This is a genomic window from Allobosea sp. 10N428, from assembly GCF_056394545.1.
In genome coordinates, this window is record NZ_JBFTIC010000003.1 from 688,261 (window position 1) to 707,101 (window position 18,841).

Genomic DNA, 18,841 nt, shown 5'->3' on the forward strand with positions numbered 1-18,841 from the left:
GAGCCGCCATGTTCAGCGCCCTCCCCTTGACCTTCACCGCCCCGCTCGCACTGGCCGCGCTCGCCCTGCTCCCGGCGCTCTGGCTGATCCTGCGCGTGACGCCGCCACGGCCGCGCCGGATCGACTTTCCGCCGCTCAAGATCATGGCCGACCTCGTCGCCAAGCGGGAATTGCCGGCGCATACGCCCTGGTGGCTGCTCGCCATCCGCATGGCGGTTGCCGCGCTCGTCATCCTCGCGGTCGCCGGCCCGATCTGGAACCCGCCGCGCGAAGGCGCAGCCCTGCGCGGCCCCGTCTTGCTCCTCGTCGACAACGGCTTCGGCGCCGCCTCCGACTGGCCGGACCGCGTCACCGTCGCCGAGTCGCGGATCGCGGCCGCAACGCGCGAGGGCCGCCCGGTCGCCATCGTCGGACTGGCCGAGGCCCCGGCCGCTATCTCGCTGGCGGAGCCGCGCGTAGCGCTCGACCGGCTGCGCGCGCTGGCGCTCCAGCCACATGCGCCTGATCGAGCCGCGCATCTGCCGCGCATCGAATCCTTCCTCCAGACAGCACCGGAAGCTGAGATCGTCTGGATATCCGACGGCCTCGCGGTTTCCGACGACGGCAGCTTCCAGGCCAGGCTGAAGCAGCTCGCCGACGCAAGACGGCTTTCGATCCATGCCGGCCCCCCGAACCAGCTCGCACTCGCTGCGCCCGACAATCTCGCCGGCGCGCTCAGCGTGAAGGTTCTGCGGCCGACGGCGAGCGCCCCCGCCACCGGGCAGGTCCGCGCGCTCGACCTGAAGGGCCTGCCGCTCGGCGACGCGCCTTTCATCTTCGAAGGCTCGAACCTGCAGACGACAGCACGCCTGACACTGCCGATCGAAGTCCGCAACGCGGTCTCGCGGCTGGAAATCCTCGGCGAGAACAGCGCCGGCGCCGTCGCCCTGCTCGACGATCGCGCCAAGCGCCGCCGGATCGGCATCGTCTCGGGCGCCACCGCCGACACGGCGCAACCGCTGCTCTCGCCGACCTACTACATCTCGCGCGCGCTCCAGCCCTTCGCCGAAGTCCGCGAACCGCGCCAGGGTTCGACCGACCCGGTCGGTGAGCTCCTCGCGCAGAATCTCTCGGTCCTGGTTCTGGCCGATATCGGCGCGCTCGACCGCGACACCAGCGCCAAGGTCTCCGATTTCGTCACCCGCGGCGGTGTGCTGCTACGCTTTGCCGGCGCGCGCCTTGCCGCCTCTTCGGACGATCTCACGCCGGTGCGCCTGCGCCGCGGCGGACGGACTTTGGGCGGCGGCCTCTCCTGGGAGACGCCGCGCAAGCTCGCGCCCTTCACGCGCGAAAGCCCCTTCTACGGCCTGACGATCAGTGACGATATCCGCGTCAGCCGCCAGATCCTGGCGGAGCCGGAGGCCGATCTCTCGCGCAAGACCTGGGCGGCGCTGGAAGATGGCACGCCCGTCGTCACCGGCGAGCGGCGCGGCGACGGGCTGATCGCCATGGTCCACGTCACCGCCGACACCACCTGGTCGAACCTGCCTCTCTCCGGCCTCTTCGTGGAGATGCTGCGCCGCGTGGTGAATCTCGCCGGCACCGGCCCTGCCGCCGATGCCCAAAGCGACGAGGTCCGCGTCGAGACGCTCTCGCCGACCCGCGTGCTCGACGGCAGCGGCCGCTTCCGCACCCCGCCGGCGACCAGCCAGCCCGTGCCCCGCAACTATGCCGGCCGCGGCACGCTCGCCCATCCGCCCGGCCTCTATGGCCCTGCCGACGGCACGCTCGCAGTGAATGCTCTCACCCCGAATGACACGCTGGGTGCGCTCGATCTCGCCGGCCTCGGCGCTCCGATCCTGCCGATCGACGAGCCGGTGGCGCGCGACGCCCGCCCGCCCCTGCTGGCGCTGGCTTTGCTGCTGCTGATCGCGGATACGCTGGCGACGCTCTGGCTCGGCGGGCGGCTCGGCTTCGGCCGCGCCCGCAAAGCGACCGCGGCGGCCGCGATCCTCATCGCATTGGGCTTCGCAGGCGGCTTCGCGCCCGACAGCGCTCGCGCCCAACCCGCGCCGAACCCGCAAGCGGACACGCGCCCGCCGATTCCCCGCGCGCTCCTCGCCAATGGGGCGGTGACGCGGCTCGCTTATGTCGTCACCGGCGACAGGGCCGTCGACGATATGTCGAAGGCCGGTCTCGCCGGGCTCAATATCGTCCTCGGCGCGCGCACCGCGCTGGAACCGGGCGAGCCGGTCGGCGTCAATGTCGAGCGCGACGAACTCGCCTTCTTCCCGGTGCTCTACTGGCCGGTGGTGGCCGGCCGGCCGATCCCTTCGGCCGAAACCCTTCGCAAGCTGGAAGCCTATATGAAGGGCGGCGGCCTCGTGATCTTCGACACACGCGACGCCATGAGCGCCCGTCCCGGCGGCGGCACGACACCCGAAGGCGATCAGCTCAAGCGCATGCTGCAGACGCTCGACATTCCCGAGCTTGAGCCGCTGCCGCGCGACCATGTCCTGACCAAGACCTTCTATATCCTCGACGAACTCGTCGGCCGCTACGATAGCGGCACGACCTGGGTCGAGACGCTGCCGCCCGCTGACAGCGACGGCCGGCGCCCGGCACGCGCCGGCGACAATGTTTCGCCCATCATCATCACCGCCAACGACCTCGCCGCGGCCTGGGCCATCGACAAGCGCGGCGAAGGGCTGGTGCCGCTCTCCGGCGCCGATCCGCGCCAGCGCGAGATGGCGCTGCGCGGCGGCATCAACCTCGTGATGTACGCCCTCACCGGCAACTACAAGGCCGATCAGGTCCATGTTCCGGCCCTGCTCGAAAGGCTGGGCCAGTGATGCCCCTTCGAGCCCTCATCCTGAGGGGCCGCGAAGCGGCGTCTCGAAGGATGCTCCAGACGTCTCCAGAACCTTCTGGACCATCCTTCGAGACGCCAATCCTCTCCGAATGGCTACACCAGATGAAGGCTGAAGGTCAGAAACCGGAAGGATTGCGCTGATGTGGAGCGTCTCCTTCGCCCCACTCGTGCCGCTGCCGCTCCTGATCGGCCTCGCCGTGCTGGCGGCGCTGGCCGCCGGCGCCGCCCTCGTCCTCGCCGGCCGCAGCGCCATCCTGCGGGCACTGGCACTCGTCGTATTGACGACGGCTCTCGCCGATCCCTCGCTGGTCTTCGAGGAGCGTGAGCCGGTCAAGGACGTCGTCGCGGTCGTGGTCGATCGCTCGGCGTCGAACCGCCTCGCCGACCGTTCGGCCCAGACCAATGCCGCGGTTGCCGAGGTCGAGCGCCAGCTGCGCGGCATCCCCAATGTCGAACCGCGGATCGTCGAGCTGCGCGACGCGCAAGGGTCGAGCGACGGCACCCGCCTCTTCGAGGCCCTGGCCTCGAGCCTCGCCGATGTTCCCTCCGAACGCGTCGCCGGCGCCATCGCCATCACCGACGGCCTTGCCCACGACACCCCCGCCAATGCCGAGGCACTCGGCCTGCGCGCTCCGCTCCATATCCTGACGACCGGCCGCAATGCCGAGATCGACCGCCGCATCATGCTGGTCGATGCGCCACGCTTCGGCATCGTCGGCAAGGACCAGGTCATCCGGCTGCGGGTGGTCGACAAGAACGGATCGAGCCGCGCCGGCCTCACCATTCGCCGCGACGGCGAGATCATTGCTCGCCGCGACGTCGCGACCGGCCAGACCGTGCAGGTTCCGATCCGCATCGACCGCGGCGGCCCGAACGTTGTCGAGATCGAGGCCGCGCCGCTCGACAACGAGCTGACGCTCGCCAACAACCGCGCTGTCATCACCATCGAGGGTGTCAGGGACAAGCTGCGCGTGCTGCTGGTCTCGGGCGAGCCCCATCCGGGCGAGCGTACCTGGCGCAACCTTCTCAAGGCGGACGCCAATGTCGACCTCGTCCATTTCACGATCCTGCGCCCGCCGGAGAAGCAGGACGGCACGCCGATCAACGAACTCTCGCTGATCGCCTTCCCGACGCGCGAGCTGTTCCAGGTCAAGATCAAGGAATTCGACCTGATCATCTTCGACCGCTACGCCAACCAGTCGATCCTGCCGCTGCTCTATTTCGACAACATCGTCCGCTACGTCCGCGACGGCGGCGCGCTGCTGGTCGCGGCCGGCCCGGAATATGCGGGATCGCAGACGCTGGCGCGCACCCCGCTCGGCCAGATCCTGCCGGCCCTGCCGGACGGCAGCGTCATCGACGAGGCCTATCGCGCGGAGGTCAGCGAGCCCGGCAAGCGCCACCCGGTCACCCGCGACCTGCCGGGCTCGGAAGTCTCGCCGCCGCGCTGGGGCGAGTGGCTGCGCATGGTCGGCGCGCAGGCGCGCGCAGGCGCATCCCCGGTCATGACCGGCCCGGGCGACCGGCCGCTGCTGATGCTGGCCCGCGAACAGAAGGGCCGCGTCGCGCTCTTCCTCTCCGATCACGCCTGGCTCTGGGCCCGCGGCTTCCGCGACGGCGGCCCCTATCTGGACCTGCTGCGCCGCCTCAGCCACTGGCTGATGAAGGAACCGGAGCTGGAGGAGGAGGCGCTGCGCGCCACCACCCGCGGCGGCACCATCGAGGTCGAGCGTCAGACGCTGGGCGACAATCCCGCCCCGGTCACCATCACCGGCCCCGACGGCCAGTCGCGCTCGATCCCGCTGGAAGCGGGGCGGCCGGGCCTGTTCACCGCCCGCATCCCGGCTGGCGATCAGGGCCTTTACCGGCTGACGGCCGATAATCTCACCGCCTTCGCCAGCGTCGGTCCCGAGAATCCACGCGAGCTGATGGAAGTCGTCAGCGACCCGGCTGCGCTCCAGAGTCTGGCTCAGGCCACCGGCGGCTCCTCGCGCCGCATCGGGCACGAGGGCGATTCCGGCGTCAGCATTCCGCGCATCGTGCCGGTGCGCTCCGGCAGCCAGTTCGCCGGCAATGACTGGATCGGCCTCAGGATCAGCGATTCCGGCATCGTACGCGGCGTGCAGATCTCGCCGCTCTTCGTCGGGCTGATCGGCCTTGCGATCCTGTTCGGCGCGCTCGTGGCCGGCTGGCTCGGCGAGAGCGGCCGCCGCTTCAAGCGGCAGGCGTGACGCGCGCCGAGGTCACGGCGCCGCGGCGTTCGTTCAGCACGCCTTCGACCAGTTCCAGCGCCAGGAAGCGCGCCGGATCGGCCGGGCCCGGCAGAACGAGCTGGCCCGGCGGCAGCACCTTGAAGCCGAAGCGCGCATAGTAGGGCGCGTCTCCGACCAGCATGATCAGGTCGTGGCCGGCCTCACGCGCGGCCTCGATCGAGCGGTTCATCAGCGCGGACCCGATGCCCCTGCCGTCGAAGGCGGGGTCGACCGTCAGCGGCCCGAGCATCAGCGCCTTGTGGCCGCCGGCGAGCACGGGCGTCACTTTCACCGACCCGACAAGGAAGGTGCCGACATGGGCGGCGAAGGAGAGCGCCGCATCGGGCGGCACGCCCTCACGCAGGCGGAAAGCGGTGCGGGCGAAGCGGCCGGGGCCGAAGGCGCGCTCATGCAGGCGCTCGATGGCGGCGGAGTCCACAGGCAATTCGTGGCGGATGGTCAGCGGCAGGGATGTCATGGCAGCAGGCAGAGCAAGAGAGGCGATCGGCGGAGGCAGGCGCGTGCGGGCGCACTGCCGGAAGGCGCTTTCAGCGCGCCGGTCGTCGCAGGTCTCGAAGGCAGTACCCATTGCTCATGGAAAGCGCCTGTAGCAGAGGCGGATAGGCCCGTCCATCGCGCTTTCGTTCTACCAGTCGGCCGCGGCCGGCGTGCCCGTCATGATTTCCGCCAGGCGCCGCCTCGTCGCAGGCGTGGTCCCCTCTGGCAGGCGATCCAGGGGGAAGAACCCGGCCTCGGCGATTTCCCTGTCCGGTTGCCTGACGCCTTCGACGATGAAGGAGCGGATGACGAAGAGCGCGACGTGATCGCGGCGCGAGATCCGGCGGTTGAAAAAGATGCCGTGGAGGGTCGGCTGCCCGGTGATCCTGATGTTGCCCTCCTCAGCGACTTCGCGCTCAAGGGCATCCCACATCGTCTCGCCGACCTCGACTCCCCCACCCGGCAGATACCAGCCGGGGATGTAGCCATGCCGGACCAGGAAGACCTCGCCGCGCGCGTTGAGTACCGCGGCGCGCACGCCGAATGTCATGCTGCGGGAAAGCCGGAAATAGGCATGCAACACCGCGGTGAGCAGCCGATGCCTGAGGGTCCGCGGCATCTCGGTATCGGCTGGCGGATGGGGCGCCTGCGATTGCATCGGAACGACTCTCAAGGCTGCGTTAATTGTCTATGCAAAAAGCGCATGACGGACCGTCAACCAAGTCGATTGCCCTGTCACAAACGCGCCCCAAATAAGGGTCACACAGCCGCCGCATCCGCTAGGAACCACCAACATGCTGCTCTCGTTCATCGTTTCTTACCTGAAGGCCAAGCCGGCCTATGTCTGGAAGCCCGCCGTTACCCTGACCGATTCCCGTATCGTGTCGGAACTCACCGGCGYCGCCAACTGAAGCTTTCCGCATCCCGTCAGCCGAGGCGCCTCAACGGCGCGCTTGACTGACGGCGGGCGGGAAGGGCAAGCGCTGGAGCGTGTTCAAGCTCGCGCATCTGTCCGACCCGCATCTCGGCCCGCTCGCCGGGTTTTCGCTGCATCAACTGCTGGGCAAGCGCGCGACCGGTTACGTCAACTGGCGTCGCAAGCGCAGGCACGCCCATGACATGGATGTCCTGGCCCGCATCGTCGCCGACATCCACGCGCAGCAGCCGGACCACACCGCCTGCACCGGCGACGTCGCCCATATCGGGCTGCCCGACGAATTCAGGACCGCCATCGCTTTTCTGGACACGCTGGGTCCGCGTGAGACCGTCAGCTTCGTGCCGGGCAATCACGACGCCTATGCGCGCTCCTCGCTAAAGCCGTTGGCCGGGCTGCTCGCCCCCTGGTGCGCCGATGATGACGGGCGTGCCGGCTACCCCTGGTATCGCCGCCGCGGGCCGGTCGCGCTGATCGGCGTCAACAGCGGCGTGCCGACCTTGCCTCTGATGGCGACGGGGCGTATCGGCAGCGAGCAGATGGAGCGGATCGCTGCCCTGCTCGACCGCGCCCGCGAAGAGCACCTCATCCGCGTCGTCCTGATCCACCATCCGCCCTATGTCGGCGGTGCCAAGCGCGGCCGTGAACTGGTCGATGCCGCCGCCTTCGAGGCCATGCTGAAGCGCAAGGGCGCCGACCTCATCATCCACGGGCACAATCACAGCTTCTCGCTGGCCTGGCGCCCCGGGCCAAACCATGATGTTCCGATCGTCGGCGTGCCCTCGGCTTCGCTCGGCCTGCTCGGTCATGGCGAGCTCGGCACCTGGCATCTCTTCCACATCGCGGGAGACGCTGCTGCACCGCAGATCAGGCTGGAACAACGCGGCTTCGAGCCTGACGGCACGGTCGTCCTCCGCCAGGAAATCGCGCTCCTGGGTGAGCGCGCCTAGCTACCTCTCCATTCTGAAGCGTTGGAGAATTCGTCAGCGCGAGACGAATGGCGCGCCGTTCGAAAACCGGCGCGCAGCAGACTTTCGTCCGTGAGTACCGGAAGCACAGAACGGCGCGTTGGGCGGCCGCTATGGCGGATCGGCAGCTGCTTCAGACGCAGCGGCCGCCGTCGACCGCGAGCACCGAGCCCGTCACCATGTCCGCCTCGTCCGAGCACAGGAACAGCGCGGCATTGGCGATGTCCTGCGGCGTCGAAAACCGGCCCCACGGGATCGAGGCGGTGAACTGAGCGCGGCGCTCCGGCGTGTCCTCGCCCATGAAGGTGGCGAGCAGCGGCGTCTCGCCGGCCACGGGCGCGATCGCGTTGACGCGGATCTTGTCCGGCGCAAGCTCGACCGCCATCGACTGCGAGATCAGGTTCGCCGCGCCCTTCGAGCCGTTGTACCAGGTCAGGCCCGGTCGCGGACGAAGACCCGCGGTCGAGCCGATGTTGAGGATGACGCCGCCGCCATGCTCGCGGAAATGCGGCACCGTCGCCCGCGCCATCAGATAGATCGACTTCACGTTGACCGCGAAGATCCGGTCGAACTCTTCCTCGGTCACCTCGGTCATCGGCTTGTTGCGATGGGTGGTGCCGGCATTGTTCACGACGATGTCGAGCCGCCCGACTTTGGCGAGGATCTTCTCGACCGCCTTGTCAACGCTCTTGGCCTTGCCGACATCGCAGGTCACGGCGAAGGCCTTGCGGCCGATCGCCTTGGCGGCTTCCTTGGCCTTGTCGCCGTTGATGTCCAGCACCGCGACGCGCGCGCCCTCGCGCACGAAGGTCTCGGCGATGCCGAAGCCGAAACCCTGCGCCGCGCCGGTCACCAGCGCCGTCTTGCCTTTCAGTCTCATGGATGTTCCTCGTGCTTTGCGATTGCGCGATGTTTGAAACGATTGAGCGAGTCGGTAAATGCGCTTTCATGCGCAGCCGGATACGGAAATCGTATGGGCGAAGTCGTCATTCTCGGGCGAAACGAAGCGCAGACCCGAGAATCTCATGACGAGAGGGCGGTGGTTTCCGTCATGCTCGGGGCCAGCCCGAGCATGACCGCGGGACCTTAAGCCCCGATCTCCTCGCGCAGCATCTCCAGCTCCAGCCAGCGCTCCTCGGCATCGCCGATCTCGCGCGCCACCTCTTCCAGCCGCGCCGTCGCCTTGGCGAAAAGCTTGGGATCGCGCGTGTAGAGATCGCCCGCCACGGCAGTGTTGAGCTTTGCGGCTTCCACCTGCAGGGCCTCGATCTTCTTGGGCAATGTCTCCAGCGCGTGCTTCTCGTTGAAGGAGAGCTTGCGCTTGGACGCCGGCGGGGCCTGTACGGGGGCACCCGTAGTCTTTGGCGCCGCAGCTGGCGCTTTCTCCAGCACTCGCACCTTGGCGCCGACACCGCGACCGCGCTGCGCCAGCATGTCGGAATAGCCGCCGGCGAATTCGGTCCAGACGCCGTCTCCGTCCGAGATCAGCACCGCCGAGACGACCCGGTCGATGAAGTCGCGATCGTGGCTGACCAGCAGCACTGTGCCCTGATAATCGGCCAGCAGTTCCTGCAGCAGGTCGAGCGTTTCGAGGTCGAGATCATTGGTCGGCTCGTCCAGCACCAGCAGGTTCGACGGCTTGGCCAGCGCGCGGGCCAGCATCAGCCGCCCGCGCTCCCCGCCCGAAAGCGCGCCGACCGGGGTGCCGCGCTGGATCGGCTGGAACAGGAAGTCCTTCATGTAGGAGACGACATGGCGGGGCTGCCCGCCGACCATCACCTGGTCCGAGCCGCCACCCGTCAGTGCATCGCCGAGCGGTGTCGCCGGATCGAGGCTTTCGCGGCGCTGGTCGAGCGTCACCATCTCCAGCGCCGTGCCGAGCTTGACCGTGCCGCTGTCGGGCGCGAGCGCGCCGGTCAGCAGGTTGATCAGCGTCGTCTTGCCGGCGCCGTTCGGACCGACGATGCCGATCCGGTCGCCACGCGCCACGCGCAGCGACAGGTTCTTGATGATAACGTTGTCGCCATAGGCCTTGGCGACGTCGATAGCCTCGATGACCAGCTTGCCGGAGGTCTGCGCCTCGCTCGCCTCCAGACGGACGTTGCCGACCGCGCTGCGGGCCGTGCGGCGCTGGTCGCGCAGCGAATGAAGCTCACCGAGCCGGCGCTGGTTGCGGGTACGCCGGGCGCTGACGCCGTAGCGCAGCCAGTCCTCCTCGCGCGCGATCTTGCGGTCGAGCTTGTGGCGGTCGAGTTCTTCCTGCGCCAACACCTCGTCGCGCCAGGCTTCGAACTCGCCGAAGCCCTTCTCCATCCGCCGCGTGACGCCGCGGTCGAGCCAGATCGTCGCGCGCGACAGCGAAGTCAGGAAACGCCGGTCGTGGCTGATCAGCACCATGGCCGAGCGCAACGACTTCAGCTCCTGCTCCAGCCATTCGATCACCGGCAGGTCGAGATGGTTGGTCGGCTCGTCCAGCAGCAGGATGTCAGGCTCCGGCGCCAGCACGCGCGCCAACGCCGCCCGGCGCCCTTCGCCGCCCGACATCGAAGCGGGATTCTCCTGCCCGGTGAGGCCCAGCTCCGTCAGCAGATACTGGGCGCGATAGGCGTCGTCGCCCGGCCCGAGCCCCGCCTCGACATAGGCGAGCGAGGTCCGGTAGCCGGTGAAATCCGGCTCCTGCGGCAGATAGCGCACGGTCGCGCCCGGCTGGACGAAGCGGTCCGCGCTGTCGGGCTCGACGAGGCCGGCCGCAATCTTGAGCAGGGTCGACTTGCCCGAACCGTTGCGGCCGACCAGGCAGACGCGCTCGCCGGCCGAGACCGCGATCTCGGCGGCTTCGAGCAAAGGCTGTCCGCCGAAGGTGAGCGCGACGTCGCGCAAATGCAGCAAGGGGGCCATGGTCCGTCCTGTGTTCCGGCCTGCGGGATAGACTGCCGCCGCCGCCCTGTCACGTCCGCAGGTGATGGCACGGCCCTTGCCAGCGCCGTTCCGCCCCCTATCGTGAGGCGCAGCAGCCCATGAGTCCGAGAGCCATGCCCAGCGAACGCCCCATCGGGATCGGCCATAATGGCGGTCCGCCGCTGAAGGAGCGAAAGCGCCGTTCCTCGAGCGGATCAGGCAATATCGGCCGCTATTTCGACTGGCGCTTCGCCCATCGCAAGGCCTGGAAGAAGCCGCGCGAGATCGCGCTGCGGCGTGAGGAGAAGGCATCTGCCCTCGGCCTGACCTATGAGGAATATTCGCTCGAGATCATGGAGCGCGGCTATTATCCGCAGCCCGAGCATGTCGAGACGATCAAGTCCAAGCGGGCACAGCGGCGCAAGGATGGCGGCGTGGTCGGCCAGTCGCTGAAGGGCATGAAGCTGAACTGAGTGGCGCCGTTATTCGCGGGCGAAGCCCTCGGGTCCGACCGTCGGCCGGCCCAGGGATAAACCCCGTGCAGACCCGTGAAGCTCATGACAGAGGGGCCACGGAGCTTCTTCCTGCTGGGGATGATCGGGTCAAGCCCGAGCAGGACGGCCGCCTCTGCTTTCCAACCAGCGCCGCACAAGCCGCGTCGCCGGCTTCTCGAAGAAGCGATAGAGCAGGACTGCCGCCACCACGGCGCCCGTAAGTGCAATTGCGATGAAGAGCATCGGCGCATGGAGCCCGATCCGCAACGCGACCTCGCGCATCCCCCGGATCACGAAGGGATGGACGAGATAGAGCGCATAGGAGGCATCGCCGACCGCCGCCAGCGCCTTGACCGGCCACACCGGCACGATGCCCTCGCGCCCACAGCCCGCAGAGAGCATCAGCAGGACGGCCGCGCCGCCGCGCCATAGCACGCTGCTCCATGGGCCATCCGTGCCCGGCAGCTGCGCGGCCGCGATCAGCAGGGCTACGCCCCCCGCGGCGACCGCAACACGCAAGGCGCCATGCAGGCGAAGCCCTCTGCGCCGCAACACGGCAATGCCCATGCCGGCTGCGAATTCCAGAACGATCGGCTGCCCCCAGAATCCGAAAGGCAGCGACAAGGGTCCGCCCAGGCTCTCCCCCCCGACCAGTACCGCCAGGACCAAAGTGACAGCCGGCAAGGTCCAGCCTTTCGGCAAGATGAGCCCGAGCGCGAACAGCGCGTAGAACAGCATCTCGTAGTTCAGCGTCCAGCCCAGCGAATAGACCGGCTGAACCAGGCCCTGCGTCGAGACAACCGGCCAGAACAGATAGGAGCCGAGGATCTGCGTGAAGCTCGGCACGCCCGAATTGAGCGCCGCCGGCACGACGAGGCCGACGAGCAGAAACAGGGTCGTCATCGCCCAATAGAGTGGGACGATGCGCGCCAGCCGGCGCTTCAGGAATTCGCGCCAGGCGCCGGGCCGCCCGAACAGGTCCTGCGAGGCATGGACCATGATGAAGCCGGAGACGACGAAGAAGATGTCGACGCCGGCCATCCAGGGCAGCAGGTCGCTGCGGCTGAAGCTCAGGCCCGCCCGCTCGGCCAGCGCGGCGGCGTCCGGCTGCACGTGATGAATCGCGACCATGAAGGCCGCGAGCGCGCGCAGGACCTGGATCGAATAGATGGGCTGCACGCGAACCTGTCGGGAACCAGTCGGATGAGCGGGGCGCTCAGCCAAACCACAGCCGCTTCGGATCGTCGAGCCCGAAACGATGGAGATTGGCGGCAATCGCGGCGAGCCCCTGCTCGGCGGCGTCCTTCGTGGTGACGACGTGCAGAGCAAAGCGCGCCGCGAGATCCTCCATCGGCGGCTTGCCGGCAAAGGCGGCGCGAACCGCCGCCCGGTCCGCGAGCGGCAGCAGATGCGGCGCGATTCCACCCGCGATGAAGACTCCGCCCGTCGCCTTGAAGACGAGGGCCAGATCGCCGGCGACACGCGCCAGCAGCCGCCAGAAGCAGACCACCGCCATCAGCGCTGCCGGATCGCCGTCATGGGCGAGGCGGGAGACGTCGGCAGCGCTCACCTCCGCCTCCAGCATGCCCGAGGTCCGCGCCACGGCCCGGTGCAGGCGCACGAGCCCGTCGCCGCTGAGCAGATGCTCGACGGTGAGGCGCGGTATGCCTTCGCTCAAAGCCGGCCAGAGCCGCTGCTCGGTCTGGTCCTCGGGGCCGATGCCGATATGGCCGGCTTCGGTCGGGATCAGCATGCCGCGTTCGCCATGTGTCAGCAAAGCCGCGGTTCCGAAGCCAGTCCCCGGCCCCAGCACTAGCCGCACGCCCTCCCGCTCCGGCCTGCCATCGATCAATGTGGCGACGTCGTGCGGGCTCAGGACGGCAAGGGAAGCCGCCAGGGCCTCGAAGTCGTTGACCAGCAGGCCCTGCGTCAGCCCGAGAGCCTCCGCGATCCGCGGCCCATCGAGATTCCAGACAGCATTCGTCAATTGCGCCTGCCGGCCGTCGAGCGGCCCGGCGACGGCAAGCACGGCCGAACGCGGCTTCTCCGGAGCCTCCGCGAGCACTGCGGAAAATGCCGCCTCCGCCGTCGGACAGCTGCCGGTGCCGATCCGCGCCAGCGGCTGGTGGGGGCTGTCCGGGTCTGGGACCAGCGATAGCCGGCAGTTCGTGCCGCCGATATCGGCGACCAGCACCGGATAGGATATCGACGGCGGGCGCATCAGAGCGGCTTCCGCCAGGGCGCAAACCAGCCGAGACCTTCGAGCGTGCCGCGCTCGGGCCGATATTCGCATCCGACGAAGCCGTCATAGCCGAGCGCATCGAGCTCAGCGAAGAGGGTCGGATAATCCGGGCCCGAGGCGTCGGGTTCGTGGCGGCCATTGGCGCGAGCGATCTGGACATGGCCGACGAGCGGATAGAGCGCCTTCAGCCGCGCCGAGACATCGCCGTGGATCAACTCGCAATGATACATGTCGAATTGCAGCCGGACGTTCGGCCGGCCGGATTCGCGCACATAGGCCGCAGCCTGATCGAAGTCGTTCAGGAAGTATCCCGGCATGTCCTTGCCATTGATCGGCTCGAGCAGGAGGTCGACGCCGTGCTCCGCCAGCTTGTCGGCGGCGTAGGCGAGCGAGGCGCGGTAGGTCTTCTGCGCGATGGGATCGTTGGGATCGGCGAGCCCTGCCATCATATGCAGGCGCTTGACGCCGGTCTCGTGCACATAAGCCAGCGCCGTTTCGACCGAGGCCTTGAACTCGTCCTCGCGACCAGCCAGCGCCGCAATGCCGCGCTCTCCTTTGGAGAAATCGCCCGGCGGCAGGTTGAACAGAGCCTGCGTGAGCTCGCCGCCGGTCAGCGCGAGCCCGATCTGCTCGGGGGTATGCTCATAGGGAAACAGGAATTCCACGGCCTCGAAGCCGGCCTCCGCGGCCGCTCTGAAACGGTCGAGGAAATCCCATTCGGTGAACATCATCGAAAGGTTGGCGGCAAAACGCGGCATGAAGGTCTCTGCGGACTAAGCGGTAGCAATCACGGCAAGCTAGCGCGCTGCGCCGGCCGCGTCATGACCAAACGCCGCAGGGAGGGGATGCGTTCCGATGCGGCCGCGCGGCCGCTACTTCTTTTCCGGCTTCGGCGGCGGATTCGGATCGGCCGAGAAATGCCGGAAAACCATGTCGGGCGAGGAGGTGTTGTGACGCGAATGGGTGGTGCGCCCCATCCAGATATCGGTTGCCTTGCCACCCTGGAACGGCATCAGGGCCTCCTCCCGCCAGCCCTTGGCGCTGGGCTCGCGCAACGCGATGCGTGCGACGTCGTTGTTGAACTCGGTGACGTACATCGAACGCAAGGCGACAAAGGCCCTGCCCCCCGTCACCGGCTTGTCGAGCACGGCACCCAGCACCATCCGGTTCTCGTCGACGCTGTCGAGTCTCAGGCTACCGGCGGACCCGTCCTTGAAGTTCAGCTTGAAGGTCAGGGTCTTAGGATCGAATTCGATCTCCTTGATGTTCACGACCGGGCGCCCATCCTGCTCGATCGGCCCGAACAGGAAGGAGGAGCCGTAGGAGGAGAAGCCGAGATGTTCCGGCGGCAGCGGCCGGGCGCGCCAGTAGCCGTCCTGCGGATAGACGACCAGTACCTCGTAGGACTTGTCCTTGCCGAGCTTCCAGAGCTGAACGAGATGCAGCCCCTTCTCCACCCGGTCGCCGACGCGGAAGGTGGTGTCGGCCGGCCGCCAGAAAGTCGGGAAGGTGTAGCCGACCAGCCAGTAATCGATCGTCTCCCAGAAGGTGATGCGGCGCGGCGGTGTCGGCGGCGTGAAGGAAGGATCGCCCTTCATGTCGCAGTTCGCCCAATCCGCATCCCAGTTGTCGCGCACGAGTCCCGCGATATAGGCCGGATGAGCGGCTTCGATCTGGAAACGCCGCACCTCAGGCGAAATCGCCTTAATCGTGACGTTGTCCTTCTCGGCGCAGAGCACGGGCTCGGATTCGTTCCGCACCTCGACGGCGACGTCGCCCGCGGCCCGCGCAATCGTCAGGGAGGCGAGAAGCGCGACCGAAACCGCGAGCGGGCGAACAAGGCTGAGCATGGCAATCCCTGGCGAGTGATTTCGGGAGCAGCGTAGCGACGCAAGATGAACGCCGGCTGGCCGCATGGCCTCACCTGCCGGGCAGAGCGGGCGAAACCGAAACAGGTTCTGGCTTGCACTGCAACGCCGGTATTGGCCGATGGTTGCCAGGGTTTCCTTGTCCGGGACGGCGGAGGCGATCGATGCAGATGCAGCCTTGCACCCCGTCTTCAGCCTTGAAGGATGGCGTAGACATCGCCCGAATTGGCCGCATGAGGCAAGCCGCGCAGATAATCGCCCATGGCATCCGCGCTCGCGGGCTCGCCGAGCTCAAGCCTCTGGCTCTCGCCGATCGCGACGTTGAAGCGATAGGGGCCGAGCGTCTCCAGTACGGCAAGGCAGGCCTCCGCCACCTCACGCTGGATCGTCGTGAACTCGAAGGAGATCACCGGCACCGCCTTGGTCAGCCCCGCGAGCACATGCGCCTCGAAGCCCTCGACATCGATCTTCAGAAGCTTGGGCAGGCCGTGGCGCAGGATCAGCCGGTCGAGCGTGGTGCAGGGCACGCTGATCTCGTGGTCCCAGACCTGCCCCTCCCAGCCGCGCGCCCCGGCTGCGGCGCCGATGAAGGCCGCCGACGCCGTCGAGACCGTCGGGTTCGCGCTGTTGATCCTGAGCGCGATCGAGCCCTCGTGATCGCCGCAAGCGGCTGCGATCAGCGTCACCAGCGGGTCGCGCCGGTGGATCAGGCGGATCACACGAGCCGGTCCGGGCTGCGGCTCCAGCGCCACCACGCGCGCGCCGAGCCTGCGGAACGAGGAAATCCGGTCGCCGACATGGGCGCCGATGTCGAAGGCGAGATCGCCCGGTCGCAGGAAAGTCCCGTAAAGCTGGTCCATGGCTGCGTTGCGCCGCTTGTCGCCGTGATAGATGCGCAAGGAGCGCGACAGCGCCTTCACCGTTCCCTTCGGATAGACGGTGGCGTTCATGCGCTGTCCCCGTCGCGGATGGCAGCCAGTACGGGCGGCATGTCGAAATCCTCGGGGATTGCGCAAAGCCCGTGGCGGGCCAGCCAGGCACCCGCAACCGGCCAGGCGGTCAGCATCGCGAAGGGGATCGCGAGCAGATAGCCGGCCGTGAGGGGCAGGGACCAGATCAGCACGGTCGGCGCGATCACGCCGAGCCCGGCAAACAGATAGATCCCGAACAGCAGATGCGGCCACAATCCTGCGAAGGCCGTGGCGAAGGTCAGCGCATGGGCATCGCGGGCCTGCCCGTCCCAGCCGATCCGCGCTTTGCCGAAAGCGAGGCCGATCATGAACAGCGTGGTGCGGAAGCTCGATACCGCGCCCTGCAGGAAGGCGAACAGCGTCTCGATCAGCGCCGAGAACAGGAAACGCGCCGCGCCGCCATAGCGCCGCACGCCGCCGCGCGTCAGCAGGATGTCGGCGAAGCCGGCGAGCTTGGGCGAGAGATACATGGCCAGGAACAGGACATAGAGCCAGGCCGTCAGCGCTGCCGGATAGTCCGCGATCGTCCGGTCCTCAAACGCCTTCAGCGGCAGCAGCGCGATCATCAGCGTCCAGGCCGGCAGACCGAGGAACATCAGGATCGCCCAGACCAGCTGGAACCGGCTCATCGGCTTGAGATCGGCTAAGTCGAGCAGCTTGAGATATTGCAGATTGCCGAGACACCAGCGCAGGTCGCGCTTGGCGAATTCCAGCATGGTCGGCGGATTCTCCTCCCAGCTCCCGCCCTCGACCGGCAGCACGCGCACCTCGTAGCCGGCGCGGCGCATCAGCGTCGCCTCGACCTGGTCGTGGCTCATGACGGCGCCGCCCAGAGGTGGTCCGCCGGGCAGCACGGGCAGATCGCAGTGGTCGCGGAACGGCGCGATCCGCACCAGCGCATTGTGCCCCCAGAACGGCCCGCAATCCCCGCCCCACCAGGCCGAGCCCATCGTGTAGGGCCGCATGCCCTGGCGCATGCCGAACTGGAAGATGCGGGCGAAAGCGGAGCGGCTGGGCATTCCGACCACGAGACTCTGCAGGATTCCGAGTTTTGGATAGGCCTGCATCATTCGGGCCATGCCGAGGATCGTCTCGCCTGACATCACGCTGTCGGCATCGAGCGGCAGCATCAGCGCGTAGCGCTCGCCCCAGCGCTCGCAGAAATCCCTGAGATTGCCGGCCTTGAAGCCGTCATTCTCGGCGCGGCGTCGATAGATCAGCCGTGCGGGCTCGCCGAGTTCGCGCGCCCAGGCAGCGGCAAGAGCCTGCTCTGCGGCGGCGACAGCCTGGTCATTGGTGTCGGACAGGACGAAATAGTCGAACCAGATGCCCTCACCCGTCTCGTCAAGGCTCCGCTTCACCACCTCGAGCCGCCGGAAGGCGCGCGCCGGATCCTCATTGCGCAACGTCATCAGCACCGCGGTGCGCAGCGAGAGCGGCGTCGCCCGCTGCCCGGCGGCGGCGAAGGGCGCGACCTCGGCAAGCCCATCCTGGCTGCCATGCAGCAACCACAGCCCGATCGCGGCGTTCCAGAAGCCCAGCACGGTCCAGGGTGCCCCGACAAGGAAGGCGACGAAGATCGCCACATCCGCAACCGTCCAGCCGCCCGCCCCCAGCACCTGAGCAAGCCCCGCCAGCAACAGGATCAGTGTCGCAAGATTGAGCACGAGAACGAGGAGGCGCCGCCGCCGGAGCACGATTGCGTCCTGCAGGCCGGCCGGCGTCAGGCCGATCGCTTCGTCCCCTTGCGTCACCCGCTGGAACGTGTTCGGACCGGGACGCTGGTTCGTGGCAGTCTCTGTCATGGGGGCAGACAGGCTCGGACGGAGGGCAGACGCGATGGCGCGGGAGCTAAAGCCTGCAACCACGATTGACGCAAGGGCCAAGGCCCTCGCGCTTTGGTATATAGCCCCCCGTGAATGCAAGCTGAATGATGTGGCCTTGCCGGTGCCTGGCCCAGCAGACTGCCTCGTCACCACATTGTGGAGCGGGCTAAGCCGCGGCACCGAGCGGCTGATATTCGAAGGCCGCGTGCCGCCTTCCGAACATGAGCGCATGCGCGCGCCCTTTCAGGAGGGTAATTTTCCCTTCCCGGTCAAATACGGCTACTGCGCCGTCGGCCGCGTCGATGCCGGCCCGCCGGACATGCTAGGCCGCATCGTCTTCTGCCTGCATCCGCATCAGGACCGTTTCATTGCACCGCGCAGCAGCCTGATACCGGTTCCCGACAGCGTTCCACCCCGGCGCGCCATCCTCGCCGCCAATATGGAAACGGCCCTGAACGCCCATTGGGACGCCGGCTCGGCCCCGGCCGACCGGATTGTCGTGGTGGGCGGCGGCGTGCTCGGCCTGCTCGTCGCCTGGCTCGCCGCACGCCTGCCGGGAGCCGACGTGACGCTGGTCGATGTCGAGCCCGGCCGCGCAGGGCCGGCCGCCGAACTGGGCTTTGGCTTCGCCATGCCGGACGCAGCTCCGCGCGACGCCGATCTCGTCTTTCACACCAGCGCGACGGCGGCCGGCCTCGCTACCGCCGTGGCTGCGGCCGGCACCGAGGCGCGGATCGTCGAGATGAGCTGGTATGGCGAGGGAACGGTGCCGGCGACCCTCGGCTGCGCCTTCCATGCGCGCCGTCTCCAGCTCGTCTCGTCGCAGGTCGGCATGGTCGCCGCCTCGCATCGGGCGCGCTGGGACCACGCACGACGGGCGGCAGCAGCGATGACGCTCCTCGCCGACGACCGGCTCGACGCTGTAATCACCGAGGAGATCGCCTTCCGCGATGCACCGCAGCGCATCCCGGAACTGCTCGCGCCGGGCGCCGCTGGCCTCACCGCCGCGATTTGCTATGAAACGCGGCCGTGACCGCGC

General features: G+C 68.1%; 15 protein-coding genes. 5 read left to right on the plus strand and 10 right to left on the minus strand.

Going from position 1 to position 18,841, the window contains the following annotated elements:
* The first annotated feature begins 8 nt into the window (after positions 1-8).
* The gene (locus tag AC1DDA_RS13625) at positions 9-2,831 is read left to right on the plus strand and encodes a DUF4159 domain-containing protein (protein ID WP_476796122.1); all 2,823 of its coding nucleotides are present in this window, start codon (positions 9-11) and stop codon (positions 2,829-2,831) included.
* Positions 2,832-2,991: 160 nt separating this feature from the next.
* A complete protein-coding gene (locus tag AC1DDA_RS13630; RefSeq protein WP_476796123.1) occupies positions 2,992-5,082 on the plus strand; it encodes a hypothetical protein in 2,091 nt (696 codons plus the stop codon).
* Here AC1DDA_RS13630 and AC1DDA_RS13635 read toward each other — a convergent pair.
* Entirely contained in the window at positions 5,066-5,581 is a 516-nt protein-coding gene (locus AC1DDA_RS13635) for a GNAT family N-acetyltransferase (protein WP_476796194.1), read from the minus strand. The genes AC1DDA_RS13630 and AC1DDA_RS13635 overlap by 17 nt on opposite strands.
* 168 nt (positions 5,582-5,749) lie before the next feature.
* Positions 5,750-6,220, minus strand: coding sequence for an NUDIX domain-containing protein (locus AC1DDA_RS13640; protein ID WP_476796124.1), 471 nt, complete (start codon positions 6,218-6,220; stop codon positions 5,750-5,752).
* A gap of 371 nt (positions 6,221-6,591) precedes the next feature.
* On the opposite strand from AC1DDA_RS13640, the gene AC1DDA_RS13645 reads away from it, so the two are divergent.
* A complete protein-coding gene (locus AC1DDA_RS13645) occupies positions 6,592-7,485 on the plus strand; it encodes a metallophosphoesterase family protein (RefSeq protein WP_476778844.1) in 894 nt (297 codons plus the stop codon).
* Between the two features lie 151 nt (positions 7,486-7,636).
* On the opposite strand, the gene AC1DDA_RS13650 is transcribed toward AC1DDA_RS13645, so the two are convergent.
* Together AC1DDA_RS13650 and AC1DDA_RS13655 are read right to left on the minus strand one after the other, a co-directional pair.
* A complete protein-coding gene (locus AC1DDA_RS13650) occupies positions 7,637-8,383 on the minus strand; it encodes an SDR family oxidoreductase (protein WP_441511956.1) in 747 nt (248 codons plus the stop codon).
* A gap of 206 nt (positions 8,384-8,589) precedes the next feature.
* Positions 8,590-10,401 carry an ATP-binding cassette domain-containing protein gene (locus AC1DDA_RS13655; RefSeq protein WP_476796125.1) on the minus strand — a complete coding sequence of 604 codons (1,812 nt, stop codon included), beginning with the start codon at positions 10,399-10,401 and terminating at the stop codon, positions 8,590-8,592.
* Positions 10,402-10,535: 134 nt separating this feature from the next.
* Between AC1DDA_RS13655 and AC1DDA_RS13660 the strand changes: the two genes are divergently transcribed.
* Positions 10,536-10,874, plus strand: a complete 339-nt coding sequence (locus AC1DDA_RS13660) for a hypothetical protein (protein WP_441511954.1) — start codon at positions 10,536-10,538, stop codon at positions 10,872-10,874.
* Between the two features lie 129 nt (positions 10,875-11,003).
* Here the strand turns inward: AC1DDA_RS13660 and AC1DDA_RS13665 are convergent, their stop codons facing one another.
* From AC1DDA_RS13665 to mdoH, 6 genes are all read right to left on the minus strand, one after another.
* Positions 11,004-12,074 (minus strand): acyltransferase family protein, encoded by a 1,071-nt coding sequence (locus AC1DDA_RS13665; protein WP_476796126.1) that lies wholly within the window; start codon positions 12,072-12,074, stop codon positions 11,004-11,006.
* 37 nt (positions 12,075-12,111) lie between these two features.
* Entirely contained in the window at positions 12,112-13,188 is a 1,077-nt protein-coding gene (locus AC1DDA_RS13670) for a glucokinase (RefSeq protein WP_476796127.1), read from the minus strand.
* Positions 13,116-13,895 (minus strand): 2-oxo-tetronate isomerase, encoded by a 780-nt coding sequence (otnI, locus tag AC1DDA_RS13675; RefSeq protein WP_476778839.1) that lies wholly within the window; start codon positions 13,893-13,895, stop codon positions 13,116-13,118. The genes AC1DDA_RS13670 and otnI overlap by 73 nt, the downstream gene beginning before the upstream one ends.
* A 114-nt stretch (positions 13,896-14,009) precedes the next feature.
* Entirely contained in the window at positions 14,010-14,987 is a 978-nt protein-coding gene (locus tag AC1DDA_RS13680; RefSeq protein WP_476796128.1) for a hypothetical protein, read from the minus strand.
* 209 nt (positions 14,988-15,196) lie between these two features.
* Complete coding sequence (locus AC1DDA_RS13685; RefSeq protein ID WP_441511949.1) at positions 15,197-15,955, minus strand: FkbM family methyltransferase; 759 nt, start codon at positions 15,953-15,955, stop codon at positions 15,197-15,199.
* Complete coding sequence (gene mdoH / locus AC1DDA_RS13690) at positions 15,952-17,781, minus strand: glucans biosynthesis glucosyltransferase MdoH (RefSeq protein ID WP_476796129.1); 1,830 nt, start codon at positions 17,779-17,781, stop codon at positions 15,952-15,954. The genes AC1DDA_RS13685 and mdoH overlap by 4 nt, the downstream gene beginning before the upstream one ends.
* Before the next feature lie 250 nt (positions 17,782-18,031).
* On the opposite strand from mdoH, the gene AC1DDA_RS13695 reads away from it, so the two are divergent.
* Positions 18,032-18,835, plus strand: a complete 804-nt coding sequence (locus AC1DDA_RS13695) for a zinc-dependent alcohol dehydrogenase (RefSeq protein WP_476796130.1) — start codon at positions 18,032-18,034, stop codon at positions 18,833-18,835.
* Positions 18,836-18,841 lie beyond the last annotated feature (6 nt).

What these genes read in the sequence shown, in the direction of transcription:
- AC1DDA_RS13625 (WP_476796122.1), top strand. Translation starts at nt 9, where the DNA reads ATGTTCAGCGCCCTCCCCTTGACCTTCACCGCCCCGCTCGCACTGGCC.
- AC1DDA_RS13630 (WP_476796123.1), top strand. Translation starts at nt 2,992, where the DNA reads ATGTGGAGCGTCTCCTTCGCCCCACTCGTGCCGCTGCCGCTCCTGATC.
- AC1DDA_RS13635 (WP_476796194.1), bottom strand. Translation starts at nt 5,581, where the DNA reads ATGACATCCCTGCCGCTGACCATCCGCCACGAATTGCCTGTGGACTCC.
- AC1DDA_RS13640 (WP_476796124.1), bottom strand. Translation starts at nt 6,220, where the DNA reads ATGCCGCGGACCCTCAGGCATCGGCTGCTCACCGCGGTGTTGCATGCC.
- AC1DDA_RS13650 (WP_441511956.1), bottom strand. Translation starts at nt 8,383, where the DNA reads ATGAGACTGAAAGGCAAGACGGCGCTGGTGACCGGCGCGGCGCAGGGT.
- AC1DDA_RS13655 (WP_476796125.1), bottom strand. Translation starts at nt 10,401, where the DNA reads ATGGCCCCCTTGCTGCATTTGCGCGACGTCGCGCTCACCTTCGGCGGA.
- AC1DDA_RS13660 (WP_441511954.1), top strand. Translation starts at nt 10,536, where the DNA reads ATGCCCAGCGAACGCCCCATCGGGATCGGCCATAATGGCGGTCCGCCG.
- AC1DDA_RS13670 (WP_476796127.1), bottom strand. Translation starts at nt 13,188, where the DNA reads ATGCGAATATCGGCCCGAGCGCGGCACGCTCGAAGGTCTCGGCTGGTT.
- otnI (WP_476778839.1), bottom strand. Translation starts at nt 13,895, where the DNA reads ATGCCGCGTTTTGCCGCCAACCTTTCGATGATGTTCACCGAATGGGAT.
- AC1DDA_RS13680 (WP_476796128.1), bottom strand. Translation starts at nt 14,987, where the DNA reads ATGCTCAGCCTTGTTCGCCCGCTCGCGGTTTCGGTCGCGCTTCTCGCC.
- AC1DDA_RS13685 (WP_441511949.1), bottom strand. Translation starts at nt 15,955, where the DNA reads ATGAACGCCACCGTCTATCCGAAGGGAACGGTGAAGGCGCTGTCGCGC.
- mdoH (WP_476796129.1), bottom strand. Translation starts at nt 17,781, where the DNA reads ATGACAGAGACTGCCACGAACCAGCGTCCCGGTCCGAACACGTTCCAG.
- AC1DDA_RS13695 (WP_476796130.1), top strand. Translation starts at nt 18,032, where the DNA reads ATGCGCGCGCCCTTTCAGGAGGGTAATTTTCCCTTCCCGGTCAAATAC.